Source organism: Stenotrophomonas sp. YJH_SMC_73 (assembly GCF_059370155.1).
In genome coordinates this window covers 20,985-47,374 of record NZ_JCAFTJ010000005.1, presented here as the reverse complement: position 1 = coordinate 47,374, position 26,390 = coordinate 20,985, and the positions used below count along the sequence as shown (strand labels likewise).

Here is a 26,390-nt window from a genome sequence, read left to right as displayed (position 1 = left end):
GTTTATTTCGCCAGGTTCAGCTCCTTCAGCAGCGTCGGCGCCGGCGCCACTTCCTGCATGATCCACTGCATGTAGCGGCTGTCGACCGCGATCATGCGGGTCATCACCGGGTCGAACACCCAGTTGGAGCTGACCGATTCCCAGTTGCCGTCGAAGGCCAGGCCGACCAGCTTGCCGTTGGCGTCCAGCACCGGTGAACCCGAGTTGCCACCGGTGATGTCCAGGTTGGACAGGAAGTTCACCGGGACCGAGCCCACGCGCTTGTCTTCCAGGCCGCCGTAGCGCTTGGCCTTGACCGCGTCGAGCAGGGCCTTGGGCGCATCGAACGGATCGACGCCGGTGTCCTTGGCGACGATGCCCTCCAGCGTGGTGAACGGGGTGTAGGCCACGCCGTCCCTGGGCTCATAGCCCATCACGTTGCCGAAAGTGATGCGCAGCGACAGGTTGGCATCCGGGTACACGAACTCGCCCTGGCTCTTCTTGTAGTCAGCCAGTGCCTGCAGGTACAGCGGACGTGCGGTCAGCGACTCGCCTTCGCGGATCTTCTTCTGCTCTTCCTGCTTCAGCAGCGACGGCATGATCGCCACCGCGTACTGGATGGCCGGATCGGTGCTGGCTTCGAACGCGGCGCGGTCGGCCTTGAACCACTTCAGGCGTGCATCCAGGCTGCCCAGCTCAGTGCCCGACAGCTTGCTCACCAGTGCCTTGACCGCGCTGGCATCGCTGCCGCCCAGCCAGGTGTTCAGCACGTCGTTGTTGCGCTGCGCGGCCGGCAGGGCGACGTACTGGTCCAGCCAGTAGGTCTGCAGCTGCTGGTCCATCTTCGCCACATAGCGGCGATCCATCTGCTTCAGGCCGCCTTCCAGGGTCGGCAGGTCGCGCTGCTGGTAGCCGACCTCGCGCTCGGCGTCCGGCTTGGTGCGCTCGATCGACAGGCGGTACAGGCCGATGGCGGCGTTGACCGCCGAGGTGTTGTTGAACTGGCCGACGAACAGATCGCGCTCGCGGGTCGCCTTGCTGGTATCCAGGTGCTTGACCAGCTGCGCGTGCGCTGCCAGCGCCGGCTTGCCGGCGGCGCCCTGCTTCTTCAGCCAGGCCAGCACGGCGGCTTCTTCAGCCTGCTTCTGGCCAGCAGCGTCGATGCGCTTGAAGCCTTCCAGCTGGCCGGCGTAGTTCTTGGCCACGTTGTTCATGCTGGCCGCGGTGGCGGCGTACTTCACCTTGACGTCGGCGTCGGCCTTGCCCGCCTCATCGATCATCTTCAACACTGCGTTGTAGTGCCTGGCGATGGTCGGGTAGGTCCAGCTGGCGGTTTCGTTGAACTCACCGGCCAGCGCGTAGCGGTTGGTGCGGCCCGGATAGCCTGCCACCATCACGAAGTCACCGGCGCCCAGCGGCTGGTCGGTGAACTTCAGGAAGTGCTTGGGCTGGTACGGCACGTTGTCGGCCGAGAATGCGGCCGGCTTGCCGTCCTTGCCGACGTAGGCGCGGTAGAACGAGAAGTCGCCGGTGTGGCGCGGCCACATCCAGTTGTCGACGTCGCCGCCGTACTTGCCGACGCTGCCCGGGGGCGCGTAGACCAGGCGCACGTCCTTGATTTCCATGTTGCGGAACAGTCGGTAGGTGTTGCCGCCGGAGAAGGTGTACAGGCGGCAGCGGAAGCCGTCCTCGGCTTCACACGCGGCGACCTGGGCCTTGTCGAAGGCGTCCAGCGCACGGCTGCGGGCCAGCGGGTCGTTGCCGGCGGCGGCAATGGCGGCCTTGGCCTGGGCGGTGACGTCGGTGATCTGGTCGAGCACGTAGACGCGGGCGTTCGGGCCGGCGCTCAGTTCATCGCTGTGCTTCGGCGCGTTGAAGCCGTCCTTGATCAGGTTCTTCTCGGCGGTCGAATTCAGCTGGATCGCACCGTAGGCGCAGTGGTGGTTGGTGACCACCAGGCCCTGCGGCGACACGAAGCTGGCGGTGCAGCCGCCGAGGGCGACGACCGCGCCCATCGGGTCGCCGGTGAGGTTGGACAGCTGCTCCGGGGACAGCTTCAGGCCGGCCTTCTGCAACGGACCGGCGATTTCCGGCAGCTGCTGCGGCACCCACATGCCTTCAGCGGCATGGGCGACCTGGGCCAGCCCGAGGCTGGCGACGATGGAGAATGCAAGCAGGTTCGAGCGCATGGAGCAGCCCCTGGTAATGGAACCCTCGATTGTAGCCCGCCGCCCTGCCACGGCCCGAACCCCGGAAGTCATGGGCCTACTTCTTGCTCTGCCATGCGCACATCGGCCGCGCACATGGAATCGTCCAGAGGGGGCGTGGTCACCCTGGCCGGGACCGTTGGCGCCATGGGCCGGGCGCATGCGACTGGCGGGTTGGGCGGGACGCCCAACCCCGGTCTTGCCGTGTGCGCAGGATAGCGCGCACGAGCAAGGCGCCATCGAGCACCATGGATGGGCTTTTGCGTGTCCCGGCCAGGGTGACCGCGCGCCCTCCCCAGGACTCAAGGAGGCGCTGCTGTTTGCAGCACGTTCGAAACGCCCGTCGGCGCACGCCTTTCGTTCCGCCATTGCACCCGCAGCGCAACATGGGAAATCCGCGCGGCACCCTATAATCCGCGCTTTCCCCCTGATGAGTTCCACCCCGATGGCGCAGCAAACGATGAAGGCCCTGGTCAAGCGCGAAGCGGCCAAGGGCATCTGGCTGGAAGAAGTTCCGGTTCCGACCCCGGGCCCGAACGAGGTCCTGATCAAGCTGGAAAAGACCGCGATCTGCGGCACCGACCTGCACATCTATCTGTGGGACGAGTGGAGCCAGCGCACCATCAAGCCGGGCCTGACCATCGGCCATGAGTTCGTCGGCCGCATTGCCGCGCTCGGCTCGGCGGTGACCGGCTATGAGATCGGCCAGCGCGTCTCGGCCGAAGGTCACATCGTCTGTGGCCATTGCCGCAACTGCCGTGGCGGCCGCCCGCACCTGTGCCCGAACACCGTCGGCATCGGCGTCAACGTCAACGGCGCCTTCGCCGAATACATGGTGATGCCGGCCAGCAACCTGTGGCCGATTCCGGACCAGATCCCGTCGGAACTGGCCGCGTTCTTCGACCCGTACGGCAATGCCGCACACTGCGCGCTGGAATTCGACGTGATCGGCGAAGACGTGCTGATCACCGGCGCCGGTCCGATCGGCATCATCGCCGCCGGCATCTGCAAGCACATCGGTGCGCGCAACGTGGTGGTGACCGACGTCAACGACTTCCGCCTGAAGCTGGCCGCCGACATGGGCGCCACCCGCGTGGTCAACGTCGCCAACCAGTCGCTGAAGGACGTGATGAAGGAGCTGCACATGGAGGGCTTCGACGTGGGCCTGGAAATGAGCGGCAACCCGCGCGCGTTCAACGACATGCTCGACTGCATGTACCACGGCGGCAAGATCGCCATGCTCGGCATCATGCCCAAGGGCGCCGGCTGCGACTGGGACAAGATCATCTTCAAGGGCCTGACCGTGCAGGGCATCTACGGCCGCAAGATGTACGAGACCTGGTACAAGATGACCCAGCTGGTGCTGTCCGGCTTCCCGCTCGGCAAGGTGATGACCCACCAGCTGCCGATCGACGAGTTCCAGAAGGGCTTCGACCTGATGGAAGAAGGCAAGGCCGGCAAGGTCGTGCTCAGCTGGAACTGACCCGAAGGGTCAATTCCCCCGCATGTTTCCTTATCCCCGCGCCTTTGGCGCGCCCCCTTGAACAACAAGGGGGCTCTTCCCCAGATGGGATCAAGAACACCGCGGAACTGAAAAAGGCGCCCGATGGGCGCCTTTTTCGCAATGCGTGCCAGGCAAGCTTGGCACCTACCGTAACGCCTGCGGCGTTACTTGCCCACGGCCACGGTCAGCAGCACCCGGCTGTGGGCCAGCTTGCCCGAGTTCTCGCGTCCATTGCTGTCGGTGCCGTAGTAGCCCAGGCCGACGTTGAACAGGCCGAACTGGCGGCTGACGCCGACGTTCCAGTCGGTATAGTCCTTGGCGATGCCGTCCTCGAAGGTGCTGCGACCGACGTTGGCATTCAGCGTGAAGTCCTTCGGCAGGCCCCAGCTGCCGCCCAAGCCGTAGTACCAGCCATCGGTGCCGCTGTTCCACTGGTCGTTGGTGTAGGCCACGGTCAGCTTGTAGGTGTCGTCGAGCGTGGTGGTGGTCACCAGCTCGTTGTAGTTCTGGTGGCTGGCACCGAGGTAGGTGTAGCGGTTCAGCAGCACGTCGAAGTTGACGCGCGAAGTGACGTCCACGCCGTAGCCGATCTGGTAGTCGATCTCGGTGTTCGGATCGCCCGGACCGAAGTCCACGCCCGAACCCCAGACACCGGCATACAGGCCCACCGGCGAGGTGTAGGTGAAGCCCGCCTGCAGGGTCGGCTTCTCGTCGGTCTGCGACACGCCACGGAACAGGTAGTCGGAAACGGCGGTGACATTCCAGCTGTACGGCGATTCGTTCTCCTGCGCGCTGGCGGCGAACGGGGCGGCCAGGGTCAGGGCAGCGGCAATGGCGAGGCAGGCACGGGCGTGCTTCATGAGCGTCTCCGGTGGGGGCGGTGGCGTGGCGTGGAAGGCGGGAGCGGCCGGAGCGCGACAGCTCCGGTTCACGAATTCTTAACCACTTTGCTATTGCGATGCAACATGCGCTGCCCATGGCGATGCCCCATCCAGCCCGGTTGATGACCGGTGATGCCCGGTAGAATCAGCGGTTTCCCCGTTCAGAGCCGTGCCCACGCCATGACCGACGTCTCCTCCGCCCTGACCCGCCACTACGCCGAGGAACTGGACGCCATCCGCGCCCAGGGCCTGTTCAAGTCCGAGCGGATCATCACCAGCCCGCAATCGGCCGAGATCACCCTCGACGACGGCCGCAAGGTGCTGAACTTCTGTGCCAACAACTACCTGGGCCTGGCCGACCATCCGGACCTGATCCAGGCCGCCAAGGACGCACTGGATACCCACGGCTTCGGCATGGCCTCGGTGCGCTTCATCTGCGGCACCCAGGATCTGCACAAGCAGCTGGAGAAGCAGATCGCCGATTTCTTCGGCAAGCAGGACACCATCCTGTACGCGGCCTGCTTCGATGCCAACGGTGGCCTGTTCGAGCCGCTGCTCGGCGAGAACGACGCGATCATTTCCGACGCGCTGAACCATGCTTCGATCATCGACGGCGTGCGCCTGTGCAAGGCCAAGCGCTTCCGATACGCCAACTGCGACATGGCCGATCTGGAAGCGCAGCTGCAGGCCGCCGATGCCGCAGGCTGCAAGACCAAGCTGATCACCACCGATGGCGTATTCTCGATGGACGGCTTCATCGCGCCGCTGGACGAGATCACCGCGCTGGCGAAGAAGTACAACGCGCTGGTACACATCGACGAATGCCACGCCACCGGCTTCCTTGGCGCTACCGGCCGTGGGTCGGCCGAGGTCAAGGGCGTGCTGGAGAAGATCGACATCATCACCGGCACTCTGGGCAAGGCCATGGGCGGCGCGCTGGGCGGCTTCACCTGCGCCAGCGCCGAGGTGATCGAACTGCTGCGCCAGCGCTCGCGCCCGTACCTGTTCTCCAACTCGCTGCCGCCGCATGTGGTGGCCGCCGGCATCAAGGCGTTCGAAATGCTGGCTGCCGCTGACGACCTTCGCAGCACGCTGGCCGAGAACACCGCCTACTTCCGCGAGAAGATGACCGCCGCCGGTTTCGACGTGAAGCCGGGCGTGCATCCGATCAGCCCGGTAATGCTGTATGACGCACCGTTGGCGCAGAAATTCGCCGAGCGCCTGCTGGAAGAAGGCATCTACGCGATCGGCTTCTTCTTCCCGGTGGTGCCCAAGGGCCAGGCCCGCATCCGGACCCAGATCAGCGCCGCGCACAGCCGCGAGCACCTGGATCGCGCGATCGATGCGTTCACCCGCATTGGTGTCGAACTGGGCGTGGTCAAGGGCTGATCATGCCGGGGTCGGATCCCTTTCCTGCGGAAAAGGCCCTGACCCCGCTGGTCAAAGCGTGCCGACCAAGGTCGGCACCTACCGGGCTGGATGGCTGCCGACCACGGTCGGCACCCGCCGTGGCCTGAGGGCGTGCCGGCCAGGGTCGGCACCGCCAGGCGTCACTTCTTTTTCTTCTTGCCCTTCGGCTCTTCCTTGCTGGCCACCACTACCGGCTTGGCGGCGGCGTCCTGGCCGTTGCCCTTGGCAACGCGGATGCCGTTGGCCTTCATCCAGGCATCGAACTCATCGGCGGTCATCTTCTTGTCGCCGTTGCTCATCAGGAAGCGGTAACTGCCGCGACCATCCAGCTCCGGGGTCTTCACTTCCACCACCGGGGTCTCGGCAGGCGTTTCCGCCTTGGCCACCTTCTTGTGGCCGCCACAGGCGGCCAGCAGCACCATCGGCAGCAGCAGGCCTGCGCAGCGCAGGGTTTGGTTGAGGGTCGGGTGGTACATGGGCAGGCTCCGTTCGGGAAATTCAGCAACCAGGCGCCCCCTACGCCTGGAACGGTGGCCGGCGACTGCCGGCCGCGGGCGATGATCAGCCCGGTGCAGCGGCCCCCAGCCGCTGCTGGTCGCTGACCTCCAGCACCCGCCATTGCCCCTTGCCGAGATCGCCGAGCAGCAGCCCACCGATCGCGACCCGGACCAGGCGCAGCACCTGCAGGTCGAAGGCCGCCAACAGGCGGCGGATATGGCGGTTGCGTCCCTCGTCGAGGACCACCTCCAGCCATGCGGTCTTGTCGCCACTGCGCAGTACGCGCACGGCCTGGGCGACGAGGAACTCGCCCTCGTCCTCGACACCGGCGCGCAGCGCGGCCAGGGTGTCCTCATCGGGAAGACGATCCACCTGCACGTGATAGGTCTTCTGTGGGCCGGTCTCCGGATCGGTCAGGCGCGCCGCCCACTGCGGATCATTGCTGAACAACAACAGCCCTTCGCTGGCCTTGTCCAGGCGCCCGACCGGCGCGATCCACGGCAGGCCGGCACCATCGAAGCAGCGATACACCGTGTCGCGACCACGCTCGTCCTGCGCCGTGGTCACCACGCCGCGCGGCTTGTTGAGCACCAGGTACAGCCGCTGCGGCGCATCCATCGGCCGGCCATCGACTTCGATCGGCGGGTGCGGACTGGCAATCGGGAACTCGGGATCACGGATGATGCGGCCGGACACGCGCACGCGGCCATCGGAAATCCAGCGCGCGGCCTCGCTGCGTGAGCACACGCCGGCCTTGGACAGCACGCGCGCCAGGCCATGGCGCACGCCATTGGAGACATCCGGAACCGCACGCCCACGCGGTGCGTGGGAGCGGGCAGCGGGGGCAGCAGGTGGGCGGCGCGTGCGCAAGCCTCTGCTCCCCGCCGCGCTTACTTCTTGTCGACCGGCTTGGTCTCAGCCGGTGCTTCGGCCGCAGCCGGAGTGGCGGCCGGAGCCGGACGCGCCTTGACCACACGCACGCCACGCGCCTTCATCCAGGCGTCGAACTCTTCGGCGGTCATGCGCTTGCCGTTCTGGCTCATGTCGAAGCGCCAGGGCGTGTTGTCGAATTCGGTCTGCGGCTTGTAGGCCGCCGGATCGTTCGGCTTCACCGCCGGTGCGCTCGGAATGGCCTTGGCGATGTTCTGGCACCCATCGATGCGCAGGCGCTGCAGCACCTGGTCCAGCGACTGCGACGGATCGTAGTTGCTGCTCAGCACGCCGGCCGGCATGCCCAGCTGGTTGCCACGGATGTAGAGCTCGTCGGCCACCGGCGCGATGGTCGTGGCCGGCAACGGCAGCGGCGAGGCGCTGGTGTTGACCGAGCAATCGACCGCAGCGTGGGCGGCGGGAACCAGGGCCAGCGCCAGGAAGGCGGCCGATGCAGAGCGCAGCATGAAGGGCATCCAGGAAAGGAAGTGACGCGGCGAGTTTAGCAATGCCGCGACAGCTTTCAAGCGCCACTTTCAATGAATACGGCAACTCATTGGTTTTATGGGCAAAATCCCGACGAACGGTTACTCCCGCGCCTGAAACGCCGGGTTCCGGACCGCAGAAACAACAAGACCCGGCCGAAGCCGGGTCCTGCTGTGTCCTACTGGCAGAGCGTCAGAACTTAGTTCTGGACGTTCAGCTCGGTACGACGGTTCTTGGCGCGACCTTCCGGGTTGTCCGAACCATCCGGGTTGGTGTTCGGAGCAATCGGACGGCTCTCGCCGTAGCCGATCGGGCCGACCAGGCGACCGGCGTCGACGCCGTTCTTGGTCAGGTAGTTGTACACGGCGGTGGCGCGACGCTCCGACAGCTTCTGGTTGTAAGCGTCGGTACCCTTCGAGTCGGTGTGACCGGCAACTTCAACGCGCAGATCCGGGTAACGCTTCAGGATCTCGGTGGCTTCGCTCAGGATCGCCACGGCGTCCGGACGCAGGTTCGACTTGTCGAAGTCGAAGTTGACGCCCTTCAGGTCGATGGAGACCGGAACCGGGCAACCGTCCGGACCGATGGTCTGACCCGGCTGCGAGTTCGGGCACTTGTCGTCGCAGTTGTTGACGCCGTCACCGTCGTCATCCAGGTCGGCGCAGCTCGGGGCAACCGGAGCCGGAGCCGGAGCAGCCGCGACCGGAGCCGGGCCCAGCGGGATCACGACGCCGACCGAAGCCAGCACGTCGCCGAACCAGCTCTCGTCCTTGGCGGCGATGCTCTGGTCGTCGAAGTCAGCGCGGTAGGCCACTTCGGCGCGGACAGCAACACGCTTCTCGAAGGTGGTCTGCAGGCCGACGCCCAGCTTGGCGGCAACGTTGCCGTCCTTACGCTGGCGCGGACCGTTGTTGTCGATTGCAGCGTACTCTTCTTCCGACTTCTGGTAGCCCAGGCCACCGACGATGTACGGGTTCCAGCCGCGGCCTTCCTTGATGAAGTGGCGACGCAGGTCCAGCGAGACGCCGTACTGCGACCAGTTCAGGTCCTGGTTGCTGTCGAAGTTCGGGTTCTGGTAGTTCAGTTCACCGTCCAGCGACCAGTTCGGGCTGATGAACTTACCCAGGCCCAGGGTCACGAACGGAGCGTCATTGGTCAGACGGTCGCTGTCCTGGAAGTTGAAGCCGGCCGAACCGGTCAGGTACCAGCGGTCATCGAACTCCTGCGCCGAAGCTGCCTGGGCGAAAGCCAGGCCGCCCAGCAGCGCGGCAGTAAGGATCTTCTTGTTCATTGAGTACAGCTCCTATTTCGGGGGTATGAAACCGGTAGAGGCATGGGCCAGCACTAGTGCGTCGATGTACGACAGCCGATTCAGCACGCCACCGCCGCGAACATTATGCTCAGGCGGGTGAAGGCCATGTTAACAGTCCCGTAACATGTGAAGTGTTGCGCCCGACCGTCGACCGGTCCGACGTTGAAACCCTATACAGGATGATGAAAATCCGCAAGACCCACACACTGCAAGGGTTTGACGGGGTTTAAGCGCGAAAACCGACATACTGCGCAGCACACTGCATCGCACGGTTCAGCAGGTTTGCGGAAACGTGAGGAACCTTATGATGGGATCACGAACCCAGCCGGAGCCGTGATGAAAGCCGTCGCCCTGAGTCGTGAATACGCACCTGCCCTGCGTGATGTCCTGCTGCCGCCGCCGCTGCCTCCTCGCGGCCGCGATCTGCTGGTGCGGATCGAAGCGGTATCGGTCAACCCCGTCGATGGCAAGCAGCGGGCCGCTACCGATCCGGCCACCCTTGAGGTTCCCCGGGTGCTCGGCTGGGACGCCGCCGGCGTGGTCGAAGCCATCGGTGACGAGGCCAGCCTGTTCGCCTCCGGTGACGAGGTCTACTTCGCCGGTGACGTTACCCGGCCGGGCTGCAACGCCCAGTACCAGTGGGTGGACGAGCGCCTGGTCGCCCGCAAGCCGACCACGCTCGATTTCGCCGAAGCCGCCGCACTACCCCTGACCACGCTGACCGCCTGGGAGCTGTTGTTCCAGCGCATGCCGCTGCACCTGGATGATCGCCGCCATGGCGGCCAGCACCTGCTGGTGATCGGCGGTGCGGGAGGCGTGGGCTCGATGGCGATCCAGCTGGCCCGCCATGCCGGCTTCGAGGTGATCGCCACCGCCTCGCGCGAGGCCTCGATCGACTGGTGCCGGCAGATGGGGGCCACGCATGTGATCGACCATCGGCAGCCGCTGCAGCCCCAGCTGCAGGCACTGGGCATCGACGCAGTGCAGGTGGCGCTCAACCTGGCCGACACCGATCACTACTGGGACGAACTGGGCCAGCTGCTGGCACCACAGGGCCATGTCGGCCTGATCGTGGAGCCGCGTGGCGCACTGCGCATCGGCGATCCGTACAAGGCCAAGTGCATCGGCATCCATTGGGAATTCATGTTCGCGCGCTCGCGCTTCGCCACCGCCGACTGCATCGAACAGCATCGCATCCTCAGCCGCGCCGCCAGCATGATCGATGCCGGCCAGCTGCGTGGCACGCTCAGTGAAACGCTGGGCACGATCAATGCGGCCAACCTGGACATCGCGCATCAGCGCCTGGCCAGCGGGCACACGGTGGGCAAGCTGGCGCTGGTGGGCTGGGACGACTGACGCCGTGATGTAGGCCGAGCCCACGCCCGGCTGCTACGCCTGCCGCCACCAACAGAACACGGGCGCGGCCCTGCACAACCGCCCGCATGCAGGATCGGCGCGGCCTGTACCAGCGGATTGGCTGGGATCTGTATCTATGGCCTCAAGGAAATCAGGGATACGGTGGAAACAGATATCCCCTCCCCCGAGCCCGCCATGCCTACCGCCCTGCCCCTGCGCCTGCTGCAACTGATCACCGGCCTGTTCCTGTATGGCTTCGGTGCCTCGCTGATGATCCGTGCCGCCATCGGCGTGGCGCCCTGGGACGTGCTGTCGCAGGGCATCGCCGCACAGACGCCGCTGTCCTTCGGGCTGGCGACCAATGTCATCGGCGCACTGGTGCTGTTGCTGTGGTGGCCACTGCGCCAGAAGCCGGGCGTCGGCACGGTGCTCAACGTGATGCTGATCGGTCCCTCCGCACAGTTCGGGTTGTGGCTGCTGCCACCGGCCATCGGCGTGGGCTGGCAGCTGGCGATGTTCTGTGCAGGCATGCTGCTGGTCGCGCTGGCCACCGGCCTGTACATCGGCGCCCGCCTCGGCCCGGGACCGCGCGATGGCTTGATGACTGGCCTGCATGCCCGCACCGGTTGGCCGATCTGGAAGGTGCGCAGCCTGATCGAAGGCAGCGTATTGCTGCTGGGCTGGTGGCTGGGCGGCAATGTCGGCCTCGGCACCCTCGCCTTCGCCCTGCTGATCGGCCCGCTGTGCGGCGTCACGCTGGGCTGGTTCGGGATCGGCCGCCCCCCGGTCGTACCCGCCGCTGCCCGGCAGCCGCAATCACCCTGAGCTGCCCCGAATGCCGGCCAGCGGCCGGCACTACCGCCCCCGGAGTTCGGGGGCAGCGCCGCAGGCGCGGGGGGGTGGAGGCCGGTAAGTGGGGCCCGCGATTCGCGCAGCGAAACGCGGGAGCGACAGCACGCATGTGCCGAGCGTACCCGGCCAGCGGCCGGCACTATCGCCCCCGGAGTTCGGGGGCAGCGCCGGCGCCATCCAGCGGCCCTTGCCCCGGCCGCCGTTTCGCGGCACGCTTCGCGCTTCCGTACGCAAGCGTATCGACCATGTCGCCAGCCAACGAAAGCGCCTATCCCCATCTGTTCGCCCCGCTGGACCTGGGCTTCACCCAACTGCGCAACCGCGTATTGATGGGCTCGATGCACACCGGCCTGGAGGATCGCGCCCGCGACTTCCCGCGGCTGGCGGCGTATTTCGCCGAGCGCGCCGAGGGCGGCGTCGGCCTGATCGTCACCGGCGGCTTCGCACCGAATGTGGTCGGCTGGCTGAAGCCGTTCGGCGGCAAGCTGTCCTGGCCCTGGGAAGTGCGGCCGCACCGCCAGCTCACCGCCGCCGCGCACCAGCACGGCGCGAAGATCTGCCTGCAGCTGCTGCATGCAGGCCGTTACGCCTATCACCCGTTGTCGGTGGCACCGTCGAAGCTGAAGGCACCGATCAACCCGTTCACCCCGCGCGTGTTGTCGGCCAGCGGCGTCGACCGGCATATCGCCGATTACGCACGCAGCGCGAAGCTGGCCCGCGAGGCTGGCTACGACGGCGTGGAAGTGATGGGTTCGGAGGGCTACCTCATCAACGAATTCATCGCCCCGCGCACCAACAAGCGCACCGATGCCTGGGGCGGCGACGCGCGCCAACGCATGCGCTTCGCGGTCGAGATCGTACGCCGCATCCGCGAGGCCTGCGGCCCGGACTTCATCATCATCTATCGCCTGTCGCTGGTGGATCTGGTCGACGACGGCAGCAGCTGGGAAGAAATCGTGCAGCAGGCGCAGGCCATCGAGGCGGCCGGCGCAACGATCATCAATTCCGGCATCGGCTGGCACGAAGCGCGCATTCCGACCATCGCCACCTCGGTGCCGCGTGCTGCCTTCGCCGGGGTCACCGCCAAGCTCAAGCCGCATGTGAAGGTGCCGCTGGTGGCGACCAACCGCATCAACATGCCCGACGTCGCCGAGCGCATCCTCGCCAATGGCGGCGCCGACATGGTGTCGCTGGCGCGCCCGCTGCTGGCCGACCCGCAGTGGCCGAACAAGGCCCGTGCCGGCCGCGCCGAGGCGATCAACACCTGCATCGCCTGCAACCAGGCCTGCCTGGACCACGTGTTCGAGAACAAGCTGGCCAGCTGCCTGGTCAATCCGCGCGCCGCGCACGAGACCGAGCTGGTCTATCACCCCACTGCCACGCCGAAGAAGATTGCCGTGGTCGGTGCCGGCCCTGCCGGCCTGGCCTGTGCCACCGTCGCTGCCCAGCGCGGCCACCAGGTCACCCTGTTCGACGCCAATGATGAGATCGGCGGCCAGTTCAACGTGGCCAAGCGCATCCCCGGCAAGGAAGAGTTCCACGAGACCCTGCGCTACTTCCGCCACAAACTGGCCGAAACCGGTGTGCAGCTGCGCCTCGGCACCCGCGCCGATGCCGCCCAGCTGACCGGCTTCGACGAAGTGGTGCTGGCCACCGGCATCACGCCGCGCAGAGTTGATTTCCCCGGTGCCGACCACGCCAGGGTGGTCAGCTATCTGGACGTACTGCTGGGCCGGGTCGAAGTGGGCGCCAGTGCGGCGATCATCGGCGCCGGCGGCATCGGCTTCGATGTCGGCGAATTCCTCAGCCACGCCGGCGAGTCCCCCTCCCTCGACCCGCAGCGCTGGATGGCCGAATGGGGCGTGGACAGCACCTTCGAGGCCCGCGGCTCACTGGCCAGGCCGGAGGTTGAAACCTCGCCGCGCCGGCTGTGGCTGCTGCAGCGCAGCCCGGGCAAGCCCGGCGCGCGCCTGGGCAAGACCACCGGCTGGATCCATCGCGCCACGCTGAAGGCCAAGGGCGTGCGCATGCTCGGTGGCGTCGAGTACCTCGGCGTGGACGACGCGGGCCTGCGCATCCGCGTGGACGGCAGCGAACAGCTGCTGCCGGTCGACCATGTGGTGATCTGCGCCGGGCAGGAACCCAACCGCGCGCTGCAGGCCGAACTGCAGGCGGCCGGCATCAACGCGCAGCTGATCGGCGGTGCCGACGTGGCCGCAGAACTCGACGCCAAGCGCGCCATCGACCAGGGCAGCCGGGTTGCCGCCGGGCTCTGATGAGCGCCTGAATGGGGGGCGGAATGTGATTTCCGTCACCCTCATTAAACCTGAATGTCAAGCCGAGCGGTTCACGATGCGTTCGGCTACGCCCCCCTACCTTGCGCCATCTTTCCGCTCACCAGCCAGTTTCCGGTGAGCCGGCGCAGCCCCACGATCGGTACTGGTCGTTTCTTTTGGGGCTGCCCAACGGGGCGGCCCCGATGGCCGCCTCCCCATGACGCCAAGTCGTACCCCGCCTCCTGTCGCCCTGCGGCCGGAACCGGAGGGTGCGGCCCATACGGAGCAAGGAGTTATATGAAACTGGCCTGGATTCTCTGGCTGTCGCAGTTGTTGCCGCAGCCGGCCGCTGATTCACTGTGTTTGAGCACCACCGTTTACCTGGAAGCCCGCGACCAGACCCTGCGCGGCCAGCAGGCCGTCGCCGAGGTCGCACTGCGCCGTCTCGACAGTGGCCTGTGGGGCGACTCGATGTGCCAGGTGGTCACCGCGCGCAAGCAGTTCGCACCGACCATCGTCTCCCCCGGCACCCAGTTGGGCAACGACGCGGCCTGGAGCGAGGCAATGAACGTGGCCTTCGACGCCGAGCGCAACTGGGCGCTGCCGGCCGGCGAGCGCCGCGAGATCGTGCCCGGTGCCAGCCACTTCGCCGCGCTGTCCATCGCCAGCCCGAACTGGCGCAATGCCTACCAGGTGGCCACCATCGGCGATCACACCTTCTATAAGGTGCAGAACCTCAAGCCGCGGCAGTCGTAACGATCCGTGCCGGCGGCAGCGTTGCCGCCTGCCGGCAGGCTCTGGGATAGTGGGCGTTTCCCGCCCGCATCACCTGGAGTTCCCATGAAGCTGTACAGCAAGCCCGGTGCCTGTTCCACCGCCGACCACATCGCCCTGCAGTGGACCGGCCAGCCGTTCGAGGTTGAACTGCTGAACAAGGACACCCTGAAGGGTCCGGAATTCCTCAAGATCAATCCGGCCGGTGCGGTGCCCGCGCTGGTCGACGGCGACTTCGTGCTGCTGCAGAACGCCGCGATCATGGGCTACATCGCCGACAGCTTCCCGCAGGCCGGCCTCGGCGGTGACGGCAGCCCGCGCCAGCGCGCCGAAGCCACCCGCTGGCTGGCGTTCGTCAATTCCGACGTGCACCCGGCCTTCTCGCCGCTGTTCGCGCCGGGCAAGTTCATTGCCGACGAAGGCCAGTACGACGCGATCCGCGCCGCCGCGCACAAGCGCCTGCGTGGCCTGTTCGAGACCGCCGACAGGCAGCTGGCCGACAAGCCCTGGCTGGCCGGCTTCCGCAGCTTCGCCGACCCGTACTTCTACATCACCCTGCGCTGGGCCGCCGGCACCAAGGTCGACCTGTCGGGCCTGGACAATCTGGCCGCCTACAAGGCACGCATGGATGCCGATGCCGGCGTGCAGGCCGCGCTTAAGGCCGAAGGCCTGGCCTGACCTTGGTCAGGGGTCAGAGCCGTTCGCGTGGCGGACGGATCTGACCCCACCGGCCACCAGACGGGGTCGGATCCGCCTGCGCAGCAGGCGGCTCCGACCCCTCGATATCATTCGCGCGATCAGCCGATCTGGCGGATCACTTCCCCCTTGGCATCGCGCAGGTAGGTCGGCACCACTTCGATGCGCAGCGCCCCCGCCACCGGGTAAACCCCGCGCTCGGCGCGCACCCCTGCCAGGGCCTGCAGGCCCGCCTCGTCCAGTGACCAGCGCGCGCTGTCGGCGGATACGTCCGCCGCTTCACCGCCCCCATGCGCGATGAACTCCCACTGCCGCTCGCGGCTGGCCAGTTCCAGCGATTTGCCGTGGCGCAGGCGCAGCGGCAACAGTTCGCACACGCTGGCGACCTGACCGGCGCCGAGCACCAGCGTGGTGACGCCCGCCTCCTGCCGCCAGTCCAGGGTCTCGATGAACAGCATGCCGGTGCTGGAACCCTCGCGTTCGCTGCCGGCCTGCACCCGCTGTGCCAGCGCCGGATCGTCCAGCAGATTGCCGCGATGCAGATCGCTGATCCACAGCGGCATTGCCGGCAGCAGCGCCTGCAGCACGCCACGCGTCGACCAGCGCTTGACCGCCTCCATCTCCTCATCGGTCAATCCGACCAGCTGCAGGAACTGCAGATGGCCGTTGGCCGTGTCCCGCGCCGGCAACTGCGGGTCCGCAATGAAGGCCAGATGGCACAGCCGCGTGCCGGTCTCCAGCGCGATCGGACCGTTGGCGTTGAGGTGATGGCCATCCTCGAACACGTTGCCACTGCCGAACACGTAGCGCGCCAGGTTCTGCAGCAGGTTCATCGGCCACACCGGCGGGGTGCTGCCGGCGTTCTCACCGGCCTCGGCAGCCAGACGGAAGGTCAGCTCGAAGCCATAACCGCTGGCATCTGCATCACTGCTCTCCTTGGCGTACAGCTCGGAGAAGCCGTAGGTGATGTAATGCCAGTGCGGTACCGGCGCATCCGCCCAGTACACGCTGATGCCATCCAGTGGATCCTGGCCACCGAGCGTGTACGGAAGCGCGGTGCCGAAGTGACGCGGCTCCTGGCCGGCATACAGCGGCGCCAGCGCCGCATTGATCGCGTCCCAGCCTGGGGTGTCGGTGTCGTCGTGGTCGTCCTGCACGCGGGACTCCTTGTAGGGAAGTGAACCGATCACTTTACGCGGTGGCTCAGGCCTGCACGACCTCACTGCCAGCGTTCAGCACCGCCGCCTGGGTTTCCTGCCACCAGCGCTGCGCCAATGCCGGGCTGCGCGCCTTGCCCACCGCCGCCAGCAACTCCGGGCACAAGCGCTCCAGCGCCAGCGCATCGGTGCAGCGTTCGATCTTCAACTGCATGAAGTAGCCCTTCAGGCCCAGGTGGCGGCGCACCGCCTCGCTCATCGCGTCGTACAACTGCTGGTACAGCGCCGGGTCCTGTTCGCGCCCGGTGCTGATGCCGCGCGCCGGCGCCACCTCTGCGCTTCCGCCGATCACTTCGATCAGGCCCTGTGCTGACAATTGCTCCAGCGCGTCCGGTGGTGCCCGCAGGCCTTCGAACAGGCCACGCAGTTCGGTGTCGTTGCGATGGCCATCGACCATCAGCAGGATCGAACGCAGTGCCGCCGGCAGGCGCCGGCTACGGTCTTCGATTTCCTGACGGCCAGCAGCCGTCTTGGCGTGCAGCAATGCCATTGCCTCCCCCTCGCTCGATGCGCAATGCCAGCGCGCCCTCGCGGGCACGCTCCCCTGTGTTGCCATCTCCGGACGGCACGCGCGTTCCCCGGCGCGAGCCGCGTATTGCAGGTCGATGACAGGCCGAGCTTAGCGCAAGTACTGCGGGTAGTGCCGGCCGCTGGCCGGCAACCTCGGGGTGGATGGGGGTGCCGGCCAGTGGCCGGCAACCTCGGGGTGGATGGGGGTGCCGGCCAGTGGCCGGCACGACCGGATCAACGGCCCAGCGCCCGGCGGATCTCCTCCAGCGCGCCGGGGTCGTCCAGCGTCGACAGGTCACCCGGGTCGCGCTGCTCGGCCAGCGCCTGCAACGAGCGCCGCAGCAGCTTGCCCGAACGGGTCTTGGGCAGCGCGTTGACCACGTGCACGTGCGCCGGGCGGGCCACTGCGCCGAGCGAGGTGGTCACCGTGGCCATCATCTCGGCCACCACTTGCGCCGGATCCTCGCCATCCAGGCCCTGCTTGAGGGTGACGAACACCAGCGGCACCTGCCCCTTCAATTCGTCCTTGACCCCGATCACGGCAGCCTCGGCCACGCGCGGGTGGCTCGAAATGGCCTCTTCGATCTCGCGCGTGCCCAGCCGGTGCCCGGCCACGTTGATCACATCATCGGTACGGCCGAGGATGAAGGTGTAGCCATCGTCGTCGCGGATTGCCCAGTCCAGCGAGCTGTACAGCAGTTCCTTGAAGTGGCTGAAGTAGCTCTGCAGGAAACGGTTGTCGTCGTTCCACACCGTGCTCATGCAGCCCGGCGGCAACGGTGGCGACACCACCAGCACCCCCTTCTGCCCCGGTGCGACTTCCTCGCCGGTGTTCTCGTCGATCACCTTCATCCGGTAGCCGAGGTTGGGCAAGCCCGGCGAACCGAAGCGCACCGGCTTCATCTCCAGGCCCGGCAGCAGGGTCAGCGCCGGCCAGCCGGTCTCGGTCTGCCAGTAGTTGTCGATGATCGGCTTGCCGAGCGCTTCGCTGATCCAGTGCGCGGTCGGTTCGTCCAGCGGCTCGCCGGCCAGGAACAGGTATTTCAGCGCGCGCAGGTCGTGGCGATGGATGAAGTCCGCATCGTGCTTCTTCAGCACGCGGATGGCAGTGGGGGACGAGAACATCGTGCGCACGTTGTACTGCTCGCACAGCGCCCACCAGATGCCCGGGTCCGGGTTGGTCGGCAGCCCTTCGTACAGCAGCGAGGTGCAGCCGCCGATCAGCGGGCCGTACACATTGTAGGAATGGCCTACCGCCCAGCCGACATCGGACGTGGAGAACATCACCTGCCCCGGCCTGCAGTCGAACACGGTTTCCATCGACTGTGCCATCGCCACCGCGTAGCCGCCGACATCGCGCTGCACGCCCTTCGGCTTGCCGGTGGTGCCCGAGGTATACAACAGGTAGCTCGGCTCGCTCGATTCCAGCCACTGCACCGGCACGTCGACCTCACCGATCTGCGCACGCAGCGCGGCGTACTCCACATCGCGGCCCGGCACGCGTGGTTCGGCGGCATCCAGTCCGCGCGACACGATCAGCACGTGCGGCGGTGGCGACGTGGCTTCGGCGCAGGCTGCATCGACCATCGGCTTGTACGGAATCAGCTTGCCACCGCGCATGCCGGCATCGGCGGCGATCAGCAGCTTCGGCTTGGCATCGTCGATGCGCAGCGCCAGGTTGTGCGCGGCGAAGCCACCGAACACCACCGAATGCACGGCGCCGATGCGCGCGCAGGCGAGCATGGCGAATACCGCTTCGGCCATGTTCGGCATGTAGATCACCACACGGTCACCGTGACCGACGCCGAGGTGCTTGAGCACGGCAGCGAAGTCGTTCACTTCCCGATACAGCTGGCGATAGGTGATCTCGCGGGTGCTGCTGGTCTCGGTGGAAATGGCAACCAGCGCGAGCTGGTCGGCGCGCTCGGCCAGATGGCGGTCGACGGCGTTGTAGCAGAGATTGGTTTCACCCCCGACAAACCAGCGCCGGAACGGCGGGTTGCTGTAGTCGAGTACCTGCTGCGGCGGTTTGTGCCAATGGATGCGCTTGGCTTCCTCGCCCCAGAAGGCCTCCGGCTCGTCGATCGAGCGACGGTAGGTTTCCTCGTAGTTCATGACGCAGCCCTCCCAGACAAAGTCATGGGTTCGAGGATAGTCCGGCGCTGCCGCGCGGGCCGCCCTACCTTGGTAGGGGGTGGGGTTTTCATGCAGGGCTGCGCCCTGCACCCGCGGTAGTGCCGGCCGCTGGCCGGCAACCTCAGAAGCAACAGCCGAAGCAACAGCGGGTTTCCCGTGGGATGGCGAGGTGGGTCCGGTTGCGGGGGACACCGTGAATCCGTCCATGGAGGCTCGGTCGCCGCATCCATGCGGCTCACGCCCCCGCAACCGGACCCACCCCGCCTTCGACAGACTTCCGCGATCTGTCGGAGCACGGGGTCGGATCCCCAGATTCAATATTCAATTCGATATCTGACAGAAAAATCTTGTCGACCAAGGTCGACACCTACCAACACCAACAGCGACAGCCGTTACCAACTGCCGCACAAATCTGTCGGGGGTGGGGCGGTGTGGGTTGGCAGGACCGTTGGCGCCATGGATGGCGCCATCGAGCCCCCATGGGTGAGGGCGCTTTGCTTGCGAAGCACTGCTTTGCAAGCGCCCGAACGCACAGCCGCCAGCGGCTGGGCCGGCCCCCGGAGGGGGAGTTACGGCGTGTCCTGCCAACCCACACCGCCCCGCCCAGCAAGCAGAAGACCAGAGCCACCTTGGCCTTTGACGTTGCTCCGGTTCGTAGCAGGTGCAGGGCTGCAAGCCCTGCCGAACCCCTAGAACGGAGTGGCGGACTCGAACGCGAGCGCGTCGCCCGTCACCGGGTGGGTGAACCGCAGGCTGCGCGCATGCAGATGCACGCGCTGCGCAGGCGCGGCGTCATACAGCACATCGCCAACGATGGGATGGCCGAGACTGGCCATGTGCAGGCGCAGTTGATGGCTGCGGCCAGTAACCGGCTCCAGCGCCACGCGCGTGCGCTGCGCTTCGGCATCACGCGCCATTACGCGCCAGCGCGTCAGCGCCGGCTTGCCGCGTTCGTGATCGATCATCTGCTTCGGCCGGTTTGGCCAGTCCACGATCAGTGGCAGGTCCACGTCGCCGGCATCGCCTTCAAGCAGCCCCTCCACGATCGCTTCATAACGCTTGCCGACCTGGCGCTGCTCGAACTGCATCGACAACGCCACCTGCATGTCCTTGCCGCGCGCATGCAGCAGCAGGCCGGAGGTCACCTGGTCCAGGCGGTGCACGGTCAACGCATCCGGGTACAGCGCCTGCAGGCGCGCGACCACGCAATCCTGGTTCTCGGCGCCGCGGCCGGGCACGGACAGCAGGCCGGCCGGCTTCTCGGCCACCAGCAGCGCGTCGTCGATGTAATGCAGGTGGATCATGCGGCTCCGTATCCGTCCAAACAGAAACGGGGAAGCCGAAGCTTCCCCGTTCTGCGTACCGACCAACGGTCGGTACCTACCTTGATGGAAATGTACCGACCAATGGTCGGTACCTACCTCGATGGGAATGTACCGACCAGCGGTCGACACCTACCTTGATGAAAGAGGTACCGGCTCGAGCCGGTACCGCCTGCATCAGCCCAGCAGGTGGGCAACGCCGGCGCGCTCTTCTTCCAGCTCGGCCAGGGTCTTGTCGATGTACTTCTGGCTGAAGTCGTCGATCGGCAGATCCTTCACCAGGGTGTACTTGCCGTTCTCGGTGGTCACTGCGAAGCCGAAGATCACGCCTTCCGGAATGCCGTAGGAACCGTCGGACGGCACGCCCATGGTGACCCACTTGCCGTTGCTGCCCAGCACCCAGTCACGCACGTGGTCGATGGCAGCGTTGGCGGCCGAAGCGGCCGAGGACGAGCCACGGGCTTCGATGATCGCCGCGCCGCGCTTGCCCACGGTCGGGATGAAGGTGTTGGCGTTCCATTCCTGGTCGTTGATCGCATCGGCGATCGACGCGCCATCGGCGGTGGCGAAACGGTAGTCCGGGTACATGGTCGGGCTGTGGTTGCCCCACACGACCAGCTTCTCCATGCCACCGACCGGCTTGCCGAGCTTGGTCGACAGCTGGCTCAGCGCGCGGTTGTGGTCCAGGCGCAGCATGGCGGTGAAGTTTTCCGGCTTCAGGTCCGGGGCCGACTTCATGGCGATGTAGGCATTGGTGTTGGCCGGGTTGCCGACCACCAGCACCTTCACGTCACGGCTGGCGACCTTGTTCAGCGCCGCGCCCTGGGCGGTGAAGATCTTGGCGTTTTCCAGCAGCAGGTCCTTGCGCTCCATGCCCGGGCCACGCGGACGTGCGCCAACCAGCAGGGCGATGTCGGCGTCCTTGAACGCGACTTCGGCATCATCGGTGCCGACCATGCCGGCCAGCAGCGGGAAGGCGCAGTCTTCCAGCTCCATCATCACGCCCTTCAGGGCGGCCTGGGCCTTGTCGACCGGCAGTTCCAGCAGCTGCAGGATGACCGGCTGGTCCTTGCCCAGCATTTCGCCGGAGGCGATGCGGAACAGCAGGGCATAACCGATCTGGCCGGCGGCGCCGGTCACGGCAACACGAACGGGTGCTTTCATGGGGGTTTCCTCTTGCTTGCAAGCGTTTGATGGGACGCCGCGGGCAGAGCCACGCAGGCCTGGCGGGCGGCGGGGAACAGGGAAACGGCCACCCGTGGGTGGCCGTTTCGAAGGGGGATCAGGCGGCGAGGTGCTTGTTCCACTCCGCGACGCGGTCGGCCTGGGCGGCCAGCACGGCGTCGACGTCGCCTTCCAGGGTAATCGAATGGATCACGTCGCCCTGCTTGACCGAATCGACGATCGCCTGGCCTTCCAGGACCTTGCCGAAGACGGTGTGGCGGCCGTCCAGCCAATCGGTCTTGATGTGGGTGATGAAGAACTGGCTGCCGTTGGTGTTCGGGCCGGCGTTGGCCATCGACAGCGAGCCGACCTCGTGCTTCACGCCATTCTTCTCGTCTTCGAACTTGTAGCCCGGGCCGCCGGTGCCACGACCCTGCGGGCAGCCGCCCTGGATCATGAAGTCGGCGATAACGCGGTGGAAGATCAGGCCGTCATAGAAGCCGTGCTTGACCAGGTTCACGAAGTTGGCCACGGTCAGCGGTGCCTTGTCGGCGAACAGCTCGACCTTGATCGGGCCCTGGGTGGTGTCGAAAGTGGCGATGAGGGACATGAAGATCCTTGATGCAAAGGGGAATGCGTCTAGCCACCTAGTTTACACCCGCCTCGTGTCGGCGGCGGCTTCGACCATTGGTGAAGCGCCCCGCTTCAGCCCCCGGACGGGGAGCCGCGCAGCCGGGTTCTGGCGGCCCCGGCCGGGGCGGCGGATGCCCAGCTGAATGGGCCCCGTGACAGGCGTGAAATCCACCTTTTCGCGAATCGTCAAGTTCGACGTATAATGTTGGACTTCTTTTTCCAAATCCGGCGCCGACTGGCCCCCTTTCGTATGTCCATCGAAAATCTTCGCAACATCGCCATCGTCGCCCACGTCGACCATGGCAAGACCACCCTGGTCGACCAGCTGCTGAAGCAGTCCGGCACCCTGTCCGAGCGTACCGTCCTCGCCGAGCGCGTGATGGACAGCAACGACCAGGAAAAGGAACGCGGCATCACCATCCTGGCCAAGAACACCGCCATCACCTGGGAAGACAAGAAGACCGGCATCAAGAACCGGATCAACATCGTCGACACCCCCGGCCACGCCGACTTCGGTGGTGAGGTCGAGCGCGTGCTGTCGATGGTCGACACCGTGCTGATCCTGGTCGATGCGATGGACGGCCCGATGCCGCAGACCCGCTTCGTCACCCAGAAGGCCTTCGCGATGGGCTTCAAGCCGATCGTCGTGGTCAACAAGATCGACCGTCCGGGCGCGCGTCCGGAATGGGTGATCGACCAGGTCTTCGACCTGTTCGACAAGCTCGGCGCCACCAATGAGCAGCTGGACTTCCCGATCGTCTACGCCTCGGCCCTGAACGGCTACGCCGGCCTGGAAGACACCGTGCGCGACGGCGACATGACCCCGCTGTACGAAGCGATCATGCAGCACGCCCCGCGTCCGGAAGTGGACCCGGAAGGCCCGTTCCAGATGCGCATCAGCCAGCTGGACTACAACAACTTCGTGGGCGTGATCGGCATCGGCCGCATCCAGCGCGGCACCCTGAAGAAGAACATGCAGGTCGCCGTCATCGACCGTGAAGGCAAGAAGCGCAACGGCAAGGTCGCCCAGGTGCTGGGCTTCCTGGGCCTGGAGCGCATCGAGCAGGAGACGGCCGAGGCCGGTGACATCGTGGCCATCTCCGGCATTCCGGAGCTGACCATCTCCGACACCCTGTGCCACCCGGATACCCCCGAAGCCCTGCCGGCGCTGACCGTCGACGAGCCGACCATCTCGATGACCTTCCAGGTCAACAACTCGCCGTTCGCCGGCAACAAGGACCTGTCCGGTGGCAAGTTCCTGACCAGCCGCCAGATCAAGGACCGCCTGGACCGCGAGCAGGTCCACAACGTGGCACTGAAGGTCGAACAGCTGGAAGACGCCGACAAGTTCCTGGTCTCCGGCCGCGGCGAACTGCACCTGTCGGTGCTGATCGAGAACATGCGCCGTGAAGGCTACGAGCTGGCGGTGTCGCGCCCGGAAGTGATCATCAAGGAAATCGACGGCCAGATGATGGAGCCGATCGAGCAGCTGGTGGTGGACATCGAAGAAATCCACCAGGGCGGCGTGATGGAAAAGCTGGGTACCCGCAAGGGCCAGCTGAAGAACATGGAACCGGACGGCAAGGGCCGTGTGCGCCTGGAATACCAGATCCCGGCCCGTGGCCTGATCGGTTTCCAGAACGAGTTCAAGACCCTGACCCAGGGTTCGGGCCTGCTGTTCCACGTGTTCGACCATTACGGTCCGAAGGAACAGGGCGCGATCGCCAAGCGCATCAACGGCGTGATGATCGCCAATGCGCCGGGCGTCACTCCCGCCTACTCGCTGGGTCCGCTGCAGGAGCGCGGCAAGCTCTTCGCTGCCGAAGGCGACAACGTGTATGAAGGCCAGCTGGTCGGCATCCACTCCAAGGACAACGATCTGACCGTCAACGCGATCAAGACCAAGCCGCTGACCAACATGCGCGCTTCGGGCAAGGACGACGCGATCCAGCTGACCCCGGCGATCAAGTACTCGCTGGAACAGGCCCTGGACTTCATCGAAGACGACGAGCTGGTCGAGATCACCCCCAAGGAGATCCGTCTGCGCAAGAAGTTCCTGACCGAAAGCGACCGCAAGAAGGCTTCGCGCGGCGGCTGAGCCAGCACCCCGTGGACCAGAGCGGCTACAACCCGGATCCGCACCGGCATCCGGGCCTCCACGTCATCGCCCTGCTCGAAGCGAGCAAGGCGATGCTGGCGCTGTTGGCCGCCACCGGGCTGGAAGTGCTCGGACCGCAGCCGCTGCGGCACGGCATCATGGTCCTGATCCGGCGTTTCAGCCTGGATCCGGACCATGGCACCCTGCCCTCGCTGCTGCACATGATCAGCCCCGACGCGGTCCACCTGGCCGCGGCGGGGATGATCGGCTACGGCCTGCTGCACCTGGTCGAAGCCTGGGGCCTGTGGCGGGCCAAGGCCTGGGCCTCCTGGCTGGGCTGCCTGACCGCCTCCCTGTACCTGCCTTTCGACATCTTCGCGATCATCCGCCATCCCGGCTGGCCATCGTGGGCGATCCTGGCGATCAACCTGATCGTGGTCTACGTCCTCGCCCGCGACCTGCGCAAGCGCCACCGCTGAGCACCGGCTACACTGGGGATTGGAGCCGACCAAGCCGCCCCATGCGCCCGTCCTTGCCGCCTCTGCTGACCTGCCTGCTTGCCGCGCTGCCTGCGCTGCTTTCGGCTGGCTGCAGCCCGGCCGCGTCCAGCGCGCATGCGGCCGAACCCGCGAGCCGCAACGTGCCGTTCCCGTACGCCGAAACCGATGTCACCGACCTGCAGGCGCGGATGAGCGCCGGTGAGCTGGACAGCACCACCCTGACCCAGGCCTACCTGCAGCGCATCGCCACCCTGGACCGCACCGGGCCGCGCCTGCGCGCGGTGATCGAGCTCAACCCGGATGCACTGAAGGAAGCCGCTGCGCGCGACCGCGAGCGCCGTGATGGACGCCTGCGCGGCCCGCTGCACGGCATTCCGGTACTGCTGAAGGACAACATCAACGCCGCCCCGATGGCCACCAGCGCCGGCTCGCTGGCCCTGCAGGGGTTCCGCCCGGACGACGCCTACCTGGTGCGCCGGCTGCGCGACGCCGGCGCGGTGGTGCTGGGCAAGACCAATCTCAGCGAGTGGGCCAATTTCCGCGGCAACGATTCGGTGTCCGGCTGGAGCGCACGCGGCGGCCAGACCCGCAATCCCTATCGCCTCAGCCACTCGCCCTGCGGCTCCAGCAGCGGCAGCGCGGTGGCGGTCGCCGCCAACCTGGCCAGCGTGGCGATCGGCACCGAAACCGACGGCAGCATCGTCTGCCCTGCGGCGGTCAATGGCATCGTCGGCCTCAAGCCGACCGTCGGCCTGGTCAGCCGCGAGGGCATCATCCCGATTTCCTTCAGCCAGGACACCGCAGGGCCGATGACCCGCAGCGTCGCCGACGCTGCAGCCGTGCTGACCGCTATCGCCGGCCGCGACGATGCCGACCCGGCCACGGCGACCATGCCTGGCCGCGCGGTGTACGACTACACCGCGCGCCTGGACCCGCAGGGCCTGCGTGGCAAGCGCATCGGCCTGCTGCAGACACCGCTGCTGAAATACCGCGGCATGCCGCCGCTGATCGAACAGGCGGCCACCGAGCTGCGTCGGGCGGGTGCCTTCGTGGTGCCGGTGGAGCTGCCCAACCAGGGCGCCTGGGCCGAGGCGGAACGCACGGTGCTGCTGTACGAATTCAAGGCCGGGCTGGAGCGCTACTTCAGCACCCATCGCGCGCCACTACGCAGCCTGGCCGACCTGATCGCCTTCAACCAGGCGCACAGCAAGCAGGAGCTGGGCCTGTTCGGCCAGGAACTGCTGGTGGCGGCCGACGCTACCGCCGGCCTGGCCGACCCCGCCTATATCCGTGCACGCAGCAATGCGCGCCGGCTGGCCGGCGCGGAAGGCATCGACGCCGCCCTCGCCGCCCACCAGCTCGATGCCCTGGTGGCGCCGACCACCGGTGTGGCGTGGCCGATCCGCAGCGAAGGCGACGACTTCCCCGGCGAGAGCTACAGCGCCGCCGCCGTCGCCGGCTATCCCAGCCTCAGCGTGCCGATGGGCCAGATCAATGGCCTGCCGGTCGGCCTGCTGTTCATGGGCACCGCCTGGAGCGAACCGAAGCTGATCGAAATGGCCTACGCCTACGAACAGCGCACCCGCGCGCGACGCCCGCCGCACTTCGACACCGACACCCTGATCGACGCCGGCGAGCCGTGATCGTGT

Annotated in this window: 22 protein-coding genes; 10 read left to right on the top strand and 12 right to left on the bottom strand. The window is 66.6% G+C overall.

Annotated features, from left to right (window positions below):
- Window positions 1-2: 2 nt before the first annotated feature.
- The gene (locus AC5P8R_RS09505) at window positions 3-2,168 is read right to left on the bottom strand and encodes a S46 family peptidase (protein ID WP_014646077.1); all 2,166 of its coding nucleotides are present in this window, start codon (window positions 2,166-2,168) and stop codon (window positions 3-5) included.
- A 478-nt stretch (window positions 2,169-2,646) separates the two neighbouring features.
- Between AC5P8R_RS09505 and tdh the strand changes: the two genes are divergently transcribed.
- Window positions 2,647-3,669 carry an L-threonine 3-dehydrogenase gene (tdh, locus tag AC5P8R_RS09500; RefSeq protein WP_032955954.1) on the top strand — a complete coding sequence of 341 codons (1,023 nt, stop codon included), beginning with the start codon at window positions 2,647-2,649 and terminating at the stop codon, window positions 3,667-3,669.
- A gap of 185 nt (window positions 3,670-3,854) precedes the next feature.
- Here the strand turns inward: tdh and AC5P8R_RS09495 are convergent, their stop codons facing one another.
- A complete protein-coding gene (locus tag AC5P8R_RS09495; protein WP_495223317.1) occupies window positions 3,855-4,550 on the bottom strand; it encodes a TorF family putative porin in 696 nt (231 codons plus the stop codon).
- A gap of 201 nt (window positions 4,551-4,751) precedes the next feature.
- Between AC5P8R_RS09495 and kbl the strand changes: the two genes are divergently transcribed.
- The gene (kbl, locus tag AC5P8R_RS09490) at window positions 4,752-5,960 is read left to right on the top strand and encodes a glycine C-acetyltransferase (RefSeq protein ID WP_041863091.1); all 1,209 of its coding nucleotides are present in this window, start codon (window positions 4,752-4,754) and stop codon (window positions 5,958-5,960) included.
- A 161-nt stretch (window positions 5,961-6,121) separates the two neighbouring features.
- On the opposite strand, the gene AC5P8R_RS09485 is transcribed toward kbl, so the two are convergent.
- From AC5P8R_RS09485 to AC5P8R_RS09470, 4 genes are all read right to left on the bottom strand, one after another.
- Entirely contained in the window at window positions 6,122-6,457 is a 336-nt protein-coding gene (locus tag AC5P8R_RS09485) for a hypothetical protein (RefSeq protein WP_005415439.1), read from the bottom strand.
- Between the two features lie 85 nt (window positions 6,458-6,542).
- Complete coding sequence (locus tag AC5P8R_RS09480) at window positions 6,543-7,349, bottom strand: pseudouridine synthase (RefSeq protein ID WP_401732735.1); 807 nt, start codon at window positions 7,347-7,349, stop codon at window positions 6,543-6,545.
- Window positions 7,350-7,369: 20 nt separating this feature from the next.
- The gene (locus tag AC5P8R_RS09475) at window positions 7,370-7,876 is read right to left on the bottom strand and encodes a hypothetical protein (protein ID WP_014646073.1); all 507 of its coding nucleotides are present in this window, start codon (window positions 7,874-7,876) and stop codon (window positions 7,370-7,372) included.
- 218 nt (window positions 7,877-8,094) lie between these two features.
- Window positions 8,095-9,186, bottom strand: coding sequence for an OmpA family protein (locus tag AC5P8R_RS09470; RefSeq protein ID WP_014646072.1), 1,092 nt, complete (start codon window positions 9,184-9,186; stop codon window positions 8,095-8,097).
- A gap of 357 nt (window positions 9,187-9,543) precedes the next feature.
- On the opposite strand from AC5P8R_RS09470, the gene AC5P8R_RS09465 reads away from it, so the two are divergent.
- The 5 genes from AC5P8R_RS09465 to AC5P8R_RS09445 all read left to right on the top strand — a co-directional run bounded on the left by AC5P8R_RS09465 (window position 9,544) and on the right by AC5P8R_RS09445 (window position 15,143).
- On the top strand, window positions 9,544-10,563 hold the full coding sequence (locus AC5P8R_RS09465; protein WP_032955885.1) for a zinc-binding alcohol dehydrogenase family protein: 1,020 nt from the start codon (window positions 9,544-9,546) through the stop codon (window positions 10,561-10,563).
- A gap of 195 nt (window positions 10,564-10,758) precedes the next feature.
- Window positions 10,759-11,388 (top strand): membrane protein YczE, encoded by a 630-nt coding sequence (gene yczE, locus AC5P8R_RS09460; RefSeq protein ID WP_014646070.1) that lies wholly within the window; start codon window positions 10,759-10,761, stop codon window positions 11,386-11,388.
- Window positions 11,389-11,660: 272 nt separating this feature from the next.
- Window positions 11,661-13,691, top strand: a complete 2,031-nt coding sequence (locus AC5P8R_RS09455) for an NADPH-dependent 2,4-dienoyl-CoA reductase (RefSeq protein WP_014646069.1) — start codon at window positions 11,661-11,663, stop codon at window positions 13,689-13,691.
- Window positions 13,692-13,988: 297 nt separating this feature from the next.
- Window positions 13,989-14,447 (top strand): cell wall hydrolase, encoded by a 459-nt coding sequence (locus AC5P8R_RS09450; RefSeq protein ID WP_004154513.1) that lies wholly within the window; start codon window positions 13,989-13,991, stop codon window positions 14,445-14,447.
- A gap of 84 nt (window positions 14,448-14,531) precedes the next feature.
- Window positions 14,532-15,143, top strand: a complete 612-nt coding sequence (locus tag AC5P8R_RS09445) for a glutathione S-transferase N-terminal domain-containing protein (RefSeq protein WP_014646068.1) — start codon at window positions 14,532-14,534, stop codon at window positions 15,141-15,143.
- A 119-nt stretch (window positions 15,144-15,262) separates the two neighbouring features.
- On the opposite strand, the gene AC5P8R_RS09440 is transcribed toward AC5P8R_RS09445, so the two are convergent.
- From AC5P8R_RS09440 to AC5P8R_RS09415, 6 genes are all read right to left on the bottom strand, one after another.
- Entirely contained in the window at window positions 15,263-16,318 is a 1,056-nt protein-coding gene (locus tag AC5P8R_RS09440; protein WP_401735679.1) for a suppressor of fused domain protein, read from the bottom strand.
- 46 nt (window positions 16,319-16,364) lie between these two features.
- Complete coding sequence (locus AC5P8R_RS09435; RefSeq protein ID WP_014646066.1) at window positions 16,365-16,868, bottom strand: hypothetical protein; 504 nt, start codon at window positions 16,866-16,868, stop codon at window positions 16,365-16,367.
- A gap of 254 nt (window positions 16,869-17,122) precedes the next feature.
- On the bottom strand, window positions 17,123-19,003 hold the full coding sequence (gene prpE, locus AC5P8R_RS09430; RefSeq protein WP_049406571.1) for a propionate--CoA ligase: 1,881 nt from the start codon (window positions 19,001-19,003) through the stop codon (window positions 17,123-17,125).
- A gap of 710 nt (window positions 19,004-19,713) precedes the next feature.
- A complete protein-coding gene (locus AC5P8R_RS09425; protein ID WP_014646064.1) occupies window positions 19,714-20,328 on the bottom strand; it encodes an RluA family pseudouridine synthase in 615 nt (204 codons plus the stop codon).
- A gap of 195 nt (window positions 20,329-20,523) precedes the next feature.
- Complete coding sequence (locus tag AC5P8R_RS09420) at window positions 20,524-21,510, bottom strand: malate dehydrogenase (RefSeq protein ID WP_004153634.1); 987 nt, start codon at window positions 21,508-21,510, stop codon at window positions 20,524-20,526.
- Between the two features lie 118 nt (window positions 21,511-21,628).
- On the bottom strand, window positions 21,629-22,120 hold the full coding sequence (locus AC5P8R_RS09415) for a peptidylprolyl isomerase (protein WP_005408225.1): 492 nt from the start codon (window positions 22,118-22,120) through the stop codon (window positions 21,629-21,631).
- A 273-nt stretch (window positions 22,121-22,393) separates the two neighbouring features.
- Here AC5P8R_RS09415 and typA point away from each other — a divergent pair, with 273 nt between their 5' ends.
- From typA to AC5P8R_RS09400, 3 genes are read left to right on the top strand one after another with little or no spacing between them, the layout of a single operon-like run.
- Window positions 22,394-24,241, top strand: coding sequence for a translational GTPase TypA (gene typA / locus AC5P8R_RS09410; protein WP_046429077.1), 1,848 nt, complete (start codon window positions 22,394-22,396; stop codon window positions 24,239-24,241).
- An 11-nt stretch (window positions 24,242-24,252) separates the two neighbouring features.
- Entirely contained in the window at window positions 24,253-24,720 is a 468-nt protein-coding gene (locus tag AC5P8R_RS09405) for a DUF2127 domain-containing protein (protein WP_197606323.1), read from the top strand.
- A gap of 41 nt (window positions 24,721-24,761) precedes the next feature.
- Entirely contained in the window at window positions 24,762-26,384 is a 1,623-nt protein-coding gene (locus tag AC5P8R_RS09400) for an amidase (protein WP_049440294.1), read from the top strand.
- The last annotated feature ends 6 nt before the right edge of the window (window positions 26,385-26,390 follow it).

What these genes read in the sequence shown, in the direction of transcription:
- AC5P8R_RS09425 (WP_014646064.1), bottom strand. Translation starts at nt 20,328, where the DNA reads ATGATCCACCTGCATTACATCGACGACGCGCTGCTGGTGGCCGAGAAG.
- AC5P8R_RS09495 (WP_495223317.1), bottom strand. Translation starts at nt 4,550, where the DNA reads ATGAAGCACGCCCGTGCCTGCCTCGCCATTGCCGCTGCCCTGACCCTG.
- AC5P8R_RS09400 (WP_049440294.1), top strand. Translation starts at nt 24,762, where the DNA reads ATGCGCCCGTCCTTGCCGCCTCTGCTGACCTGCCTGCTTGCCGCGCTG.
- AC5P8R_RS09420 (WP_004153634.1), bottom strand. Translation starts at nt 21,510, where the DNA reads ATGAAAGCACCCGTTCGTGTTGCCGTGACCGGCGCCGCCGGCCAGATC.
- AC5P8R_RS09450 (WP_004154513.1), top strand. Translation starts at nt 13,989, where the DNA reads ATGAAACTGGCCTGGATTCTCTGGCTGTCGCAGTTGTTGCCGCAGCCG.
- AC5P8R_RS09475 (WP_014646073.1), bottom strand. Translation starts at nt 7,876, where the DNA reads ATGCTGCGCTCTGCATCGGCCGCCTTCCTGGCGCTGGCCCTGGTTCCC.
- yczE (WP_014646070.1), top strand. Translation starts at nt 10,759, where the DNA reads ATGCCTACCGCCCTGCCCCTGCGCCTGCTGCAACTGATCACCGGCCTG.
- AC5P8R_RS09470 (WP_014646072.1), bottom strand. Translation starts at nt 9,186, where the DNA reads ATGAACAAGAAGATCCTTACTGCCGCGCTGCTGGGCGGCCTGGCTTTC.
- tdh (WP_032955954.1), top strand. Translation starts at nt 2,647, where the DNA reads ATGAAGGCCCTGGTCAAGCGCGAAGCGGCCAAGGGCATCTGGCTGGAA.
- AC5P8R_RS09415 (WP_005408225.1), bottom strand. Translation starts at nt 22,120, where the DNA reads ATGTCCCTCATCGCCACTTTCGACACCACCCAGGGCCCGATCAAGGTC.
- typA (WP_046429077.1), top strand. Translation starts at nt 22,394, where the DNA reads ATGTCCATCGAAAATCTTCGCAACATCGCCATCGTCGCCCACGTCGAC.
- AC5P8R_RS09465 (WP_032955885.1), top strand. Translation starts at nt 9,544, where the DNA reads ATGAAAGCCGTCGCCCTGAGTCGTGAATACGCACCTGCCCTGCGTGAT.
- AC5P8R_RS09505 (WP_014646077.1), bottom strand. Translation starts at nt 2,168, where the DNA reads ATGCGCTCGAACCTGCTTGCATTCTCCATCGTCGCCAGCCTCGGGCTG.
- kbl (WP_041863091.1), top strand. Translation starts at nt 4,752, where the DNA reads ATGACCGACGTCTCCTCCGCCCTGACCCGCCACTACGCCGAGGAACTG.
- prpE (WP_049406571.1), bottom strand. Translation starts at nt 19,003, where the DNA reads ATGAACTACGAGGAAACCTACCGTCGCTCGATCGACGAGCCGGAGGCC.
- AC5P8R_RS09445 (WP_014646068.1), top strand. Translation starts at nt 14,532, where the DNA reads ATGAAGCTGTACAGCAAGCCCGGTGCCTGTTCCACCGCCGACCACATC.
- AC5P8R_RS09435 (WP_014646066.1), bottom strand. Translation starts at nt 16,868, where the DNA reads ATGGCATTGCTGCACGCCAAGACGGCTGCTGGCCGTCAGGAAATCGAA.
- AC5P8R_RS09455 (WP_014646069.1), top strand. Translation starts at nt 11,661, where the DNA reads ATGTCGCCAGCCAACGAAAGCGCCTATCCCCATCTGTTCGCCCCGCTG.
- AC5P8R_RS09485 (WP_005415439.1), bottom strand. Translation starts at nt 6,457, where the DNA reads ATGTACCACCCGACCCTCAACCAAACCCTGCGCTGCGCAGGCCTGCTG.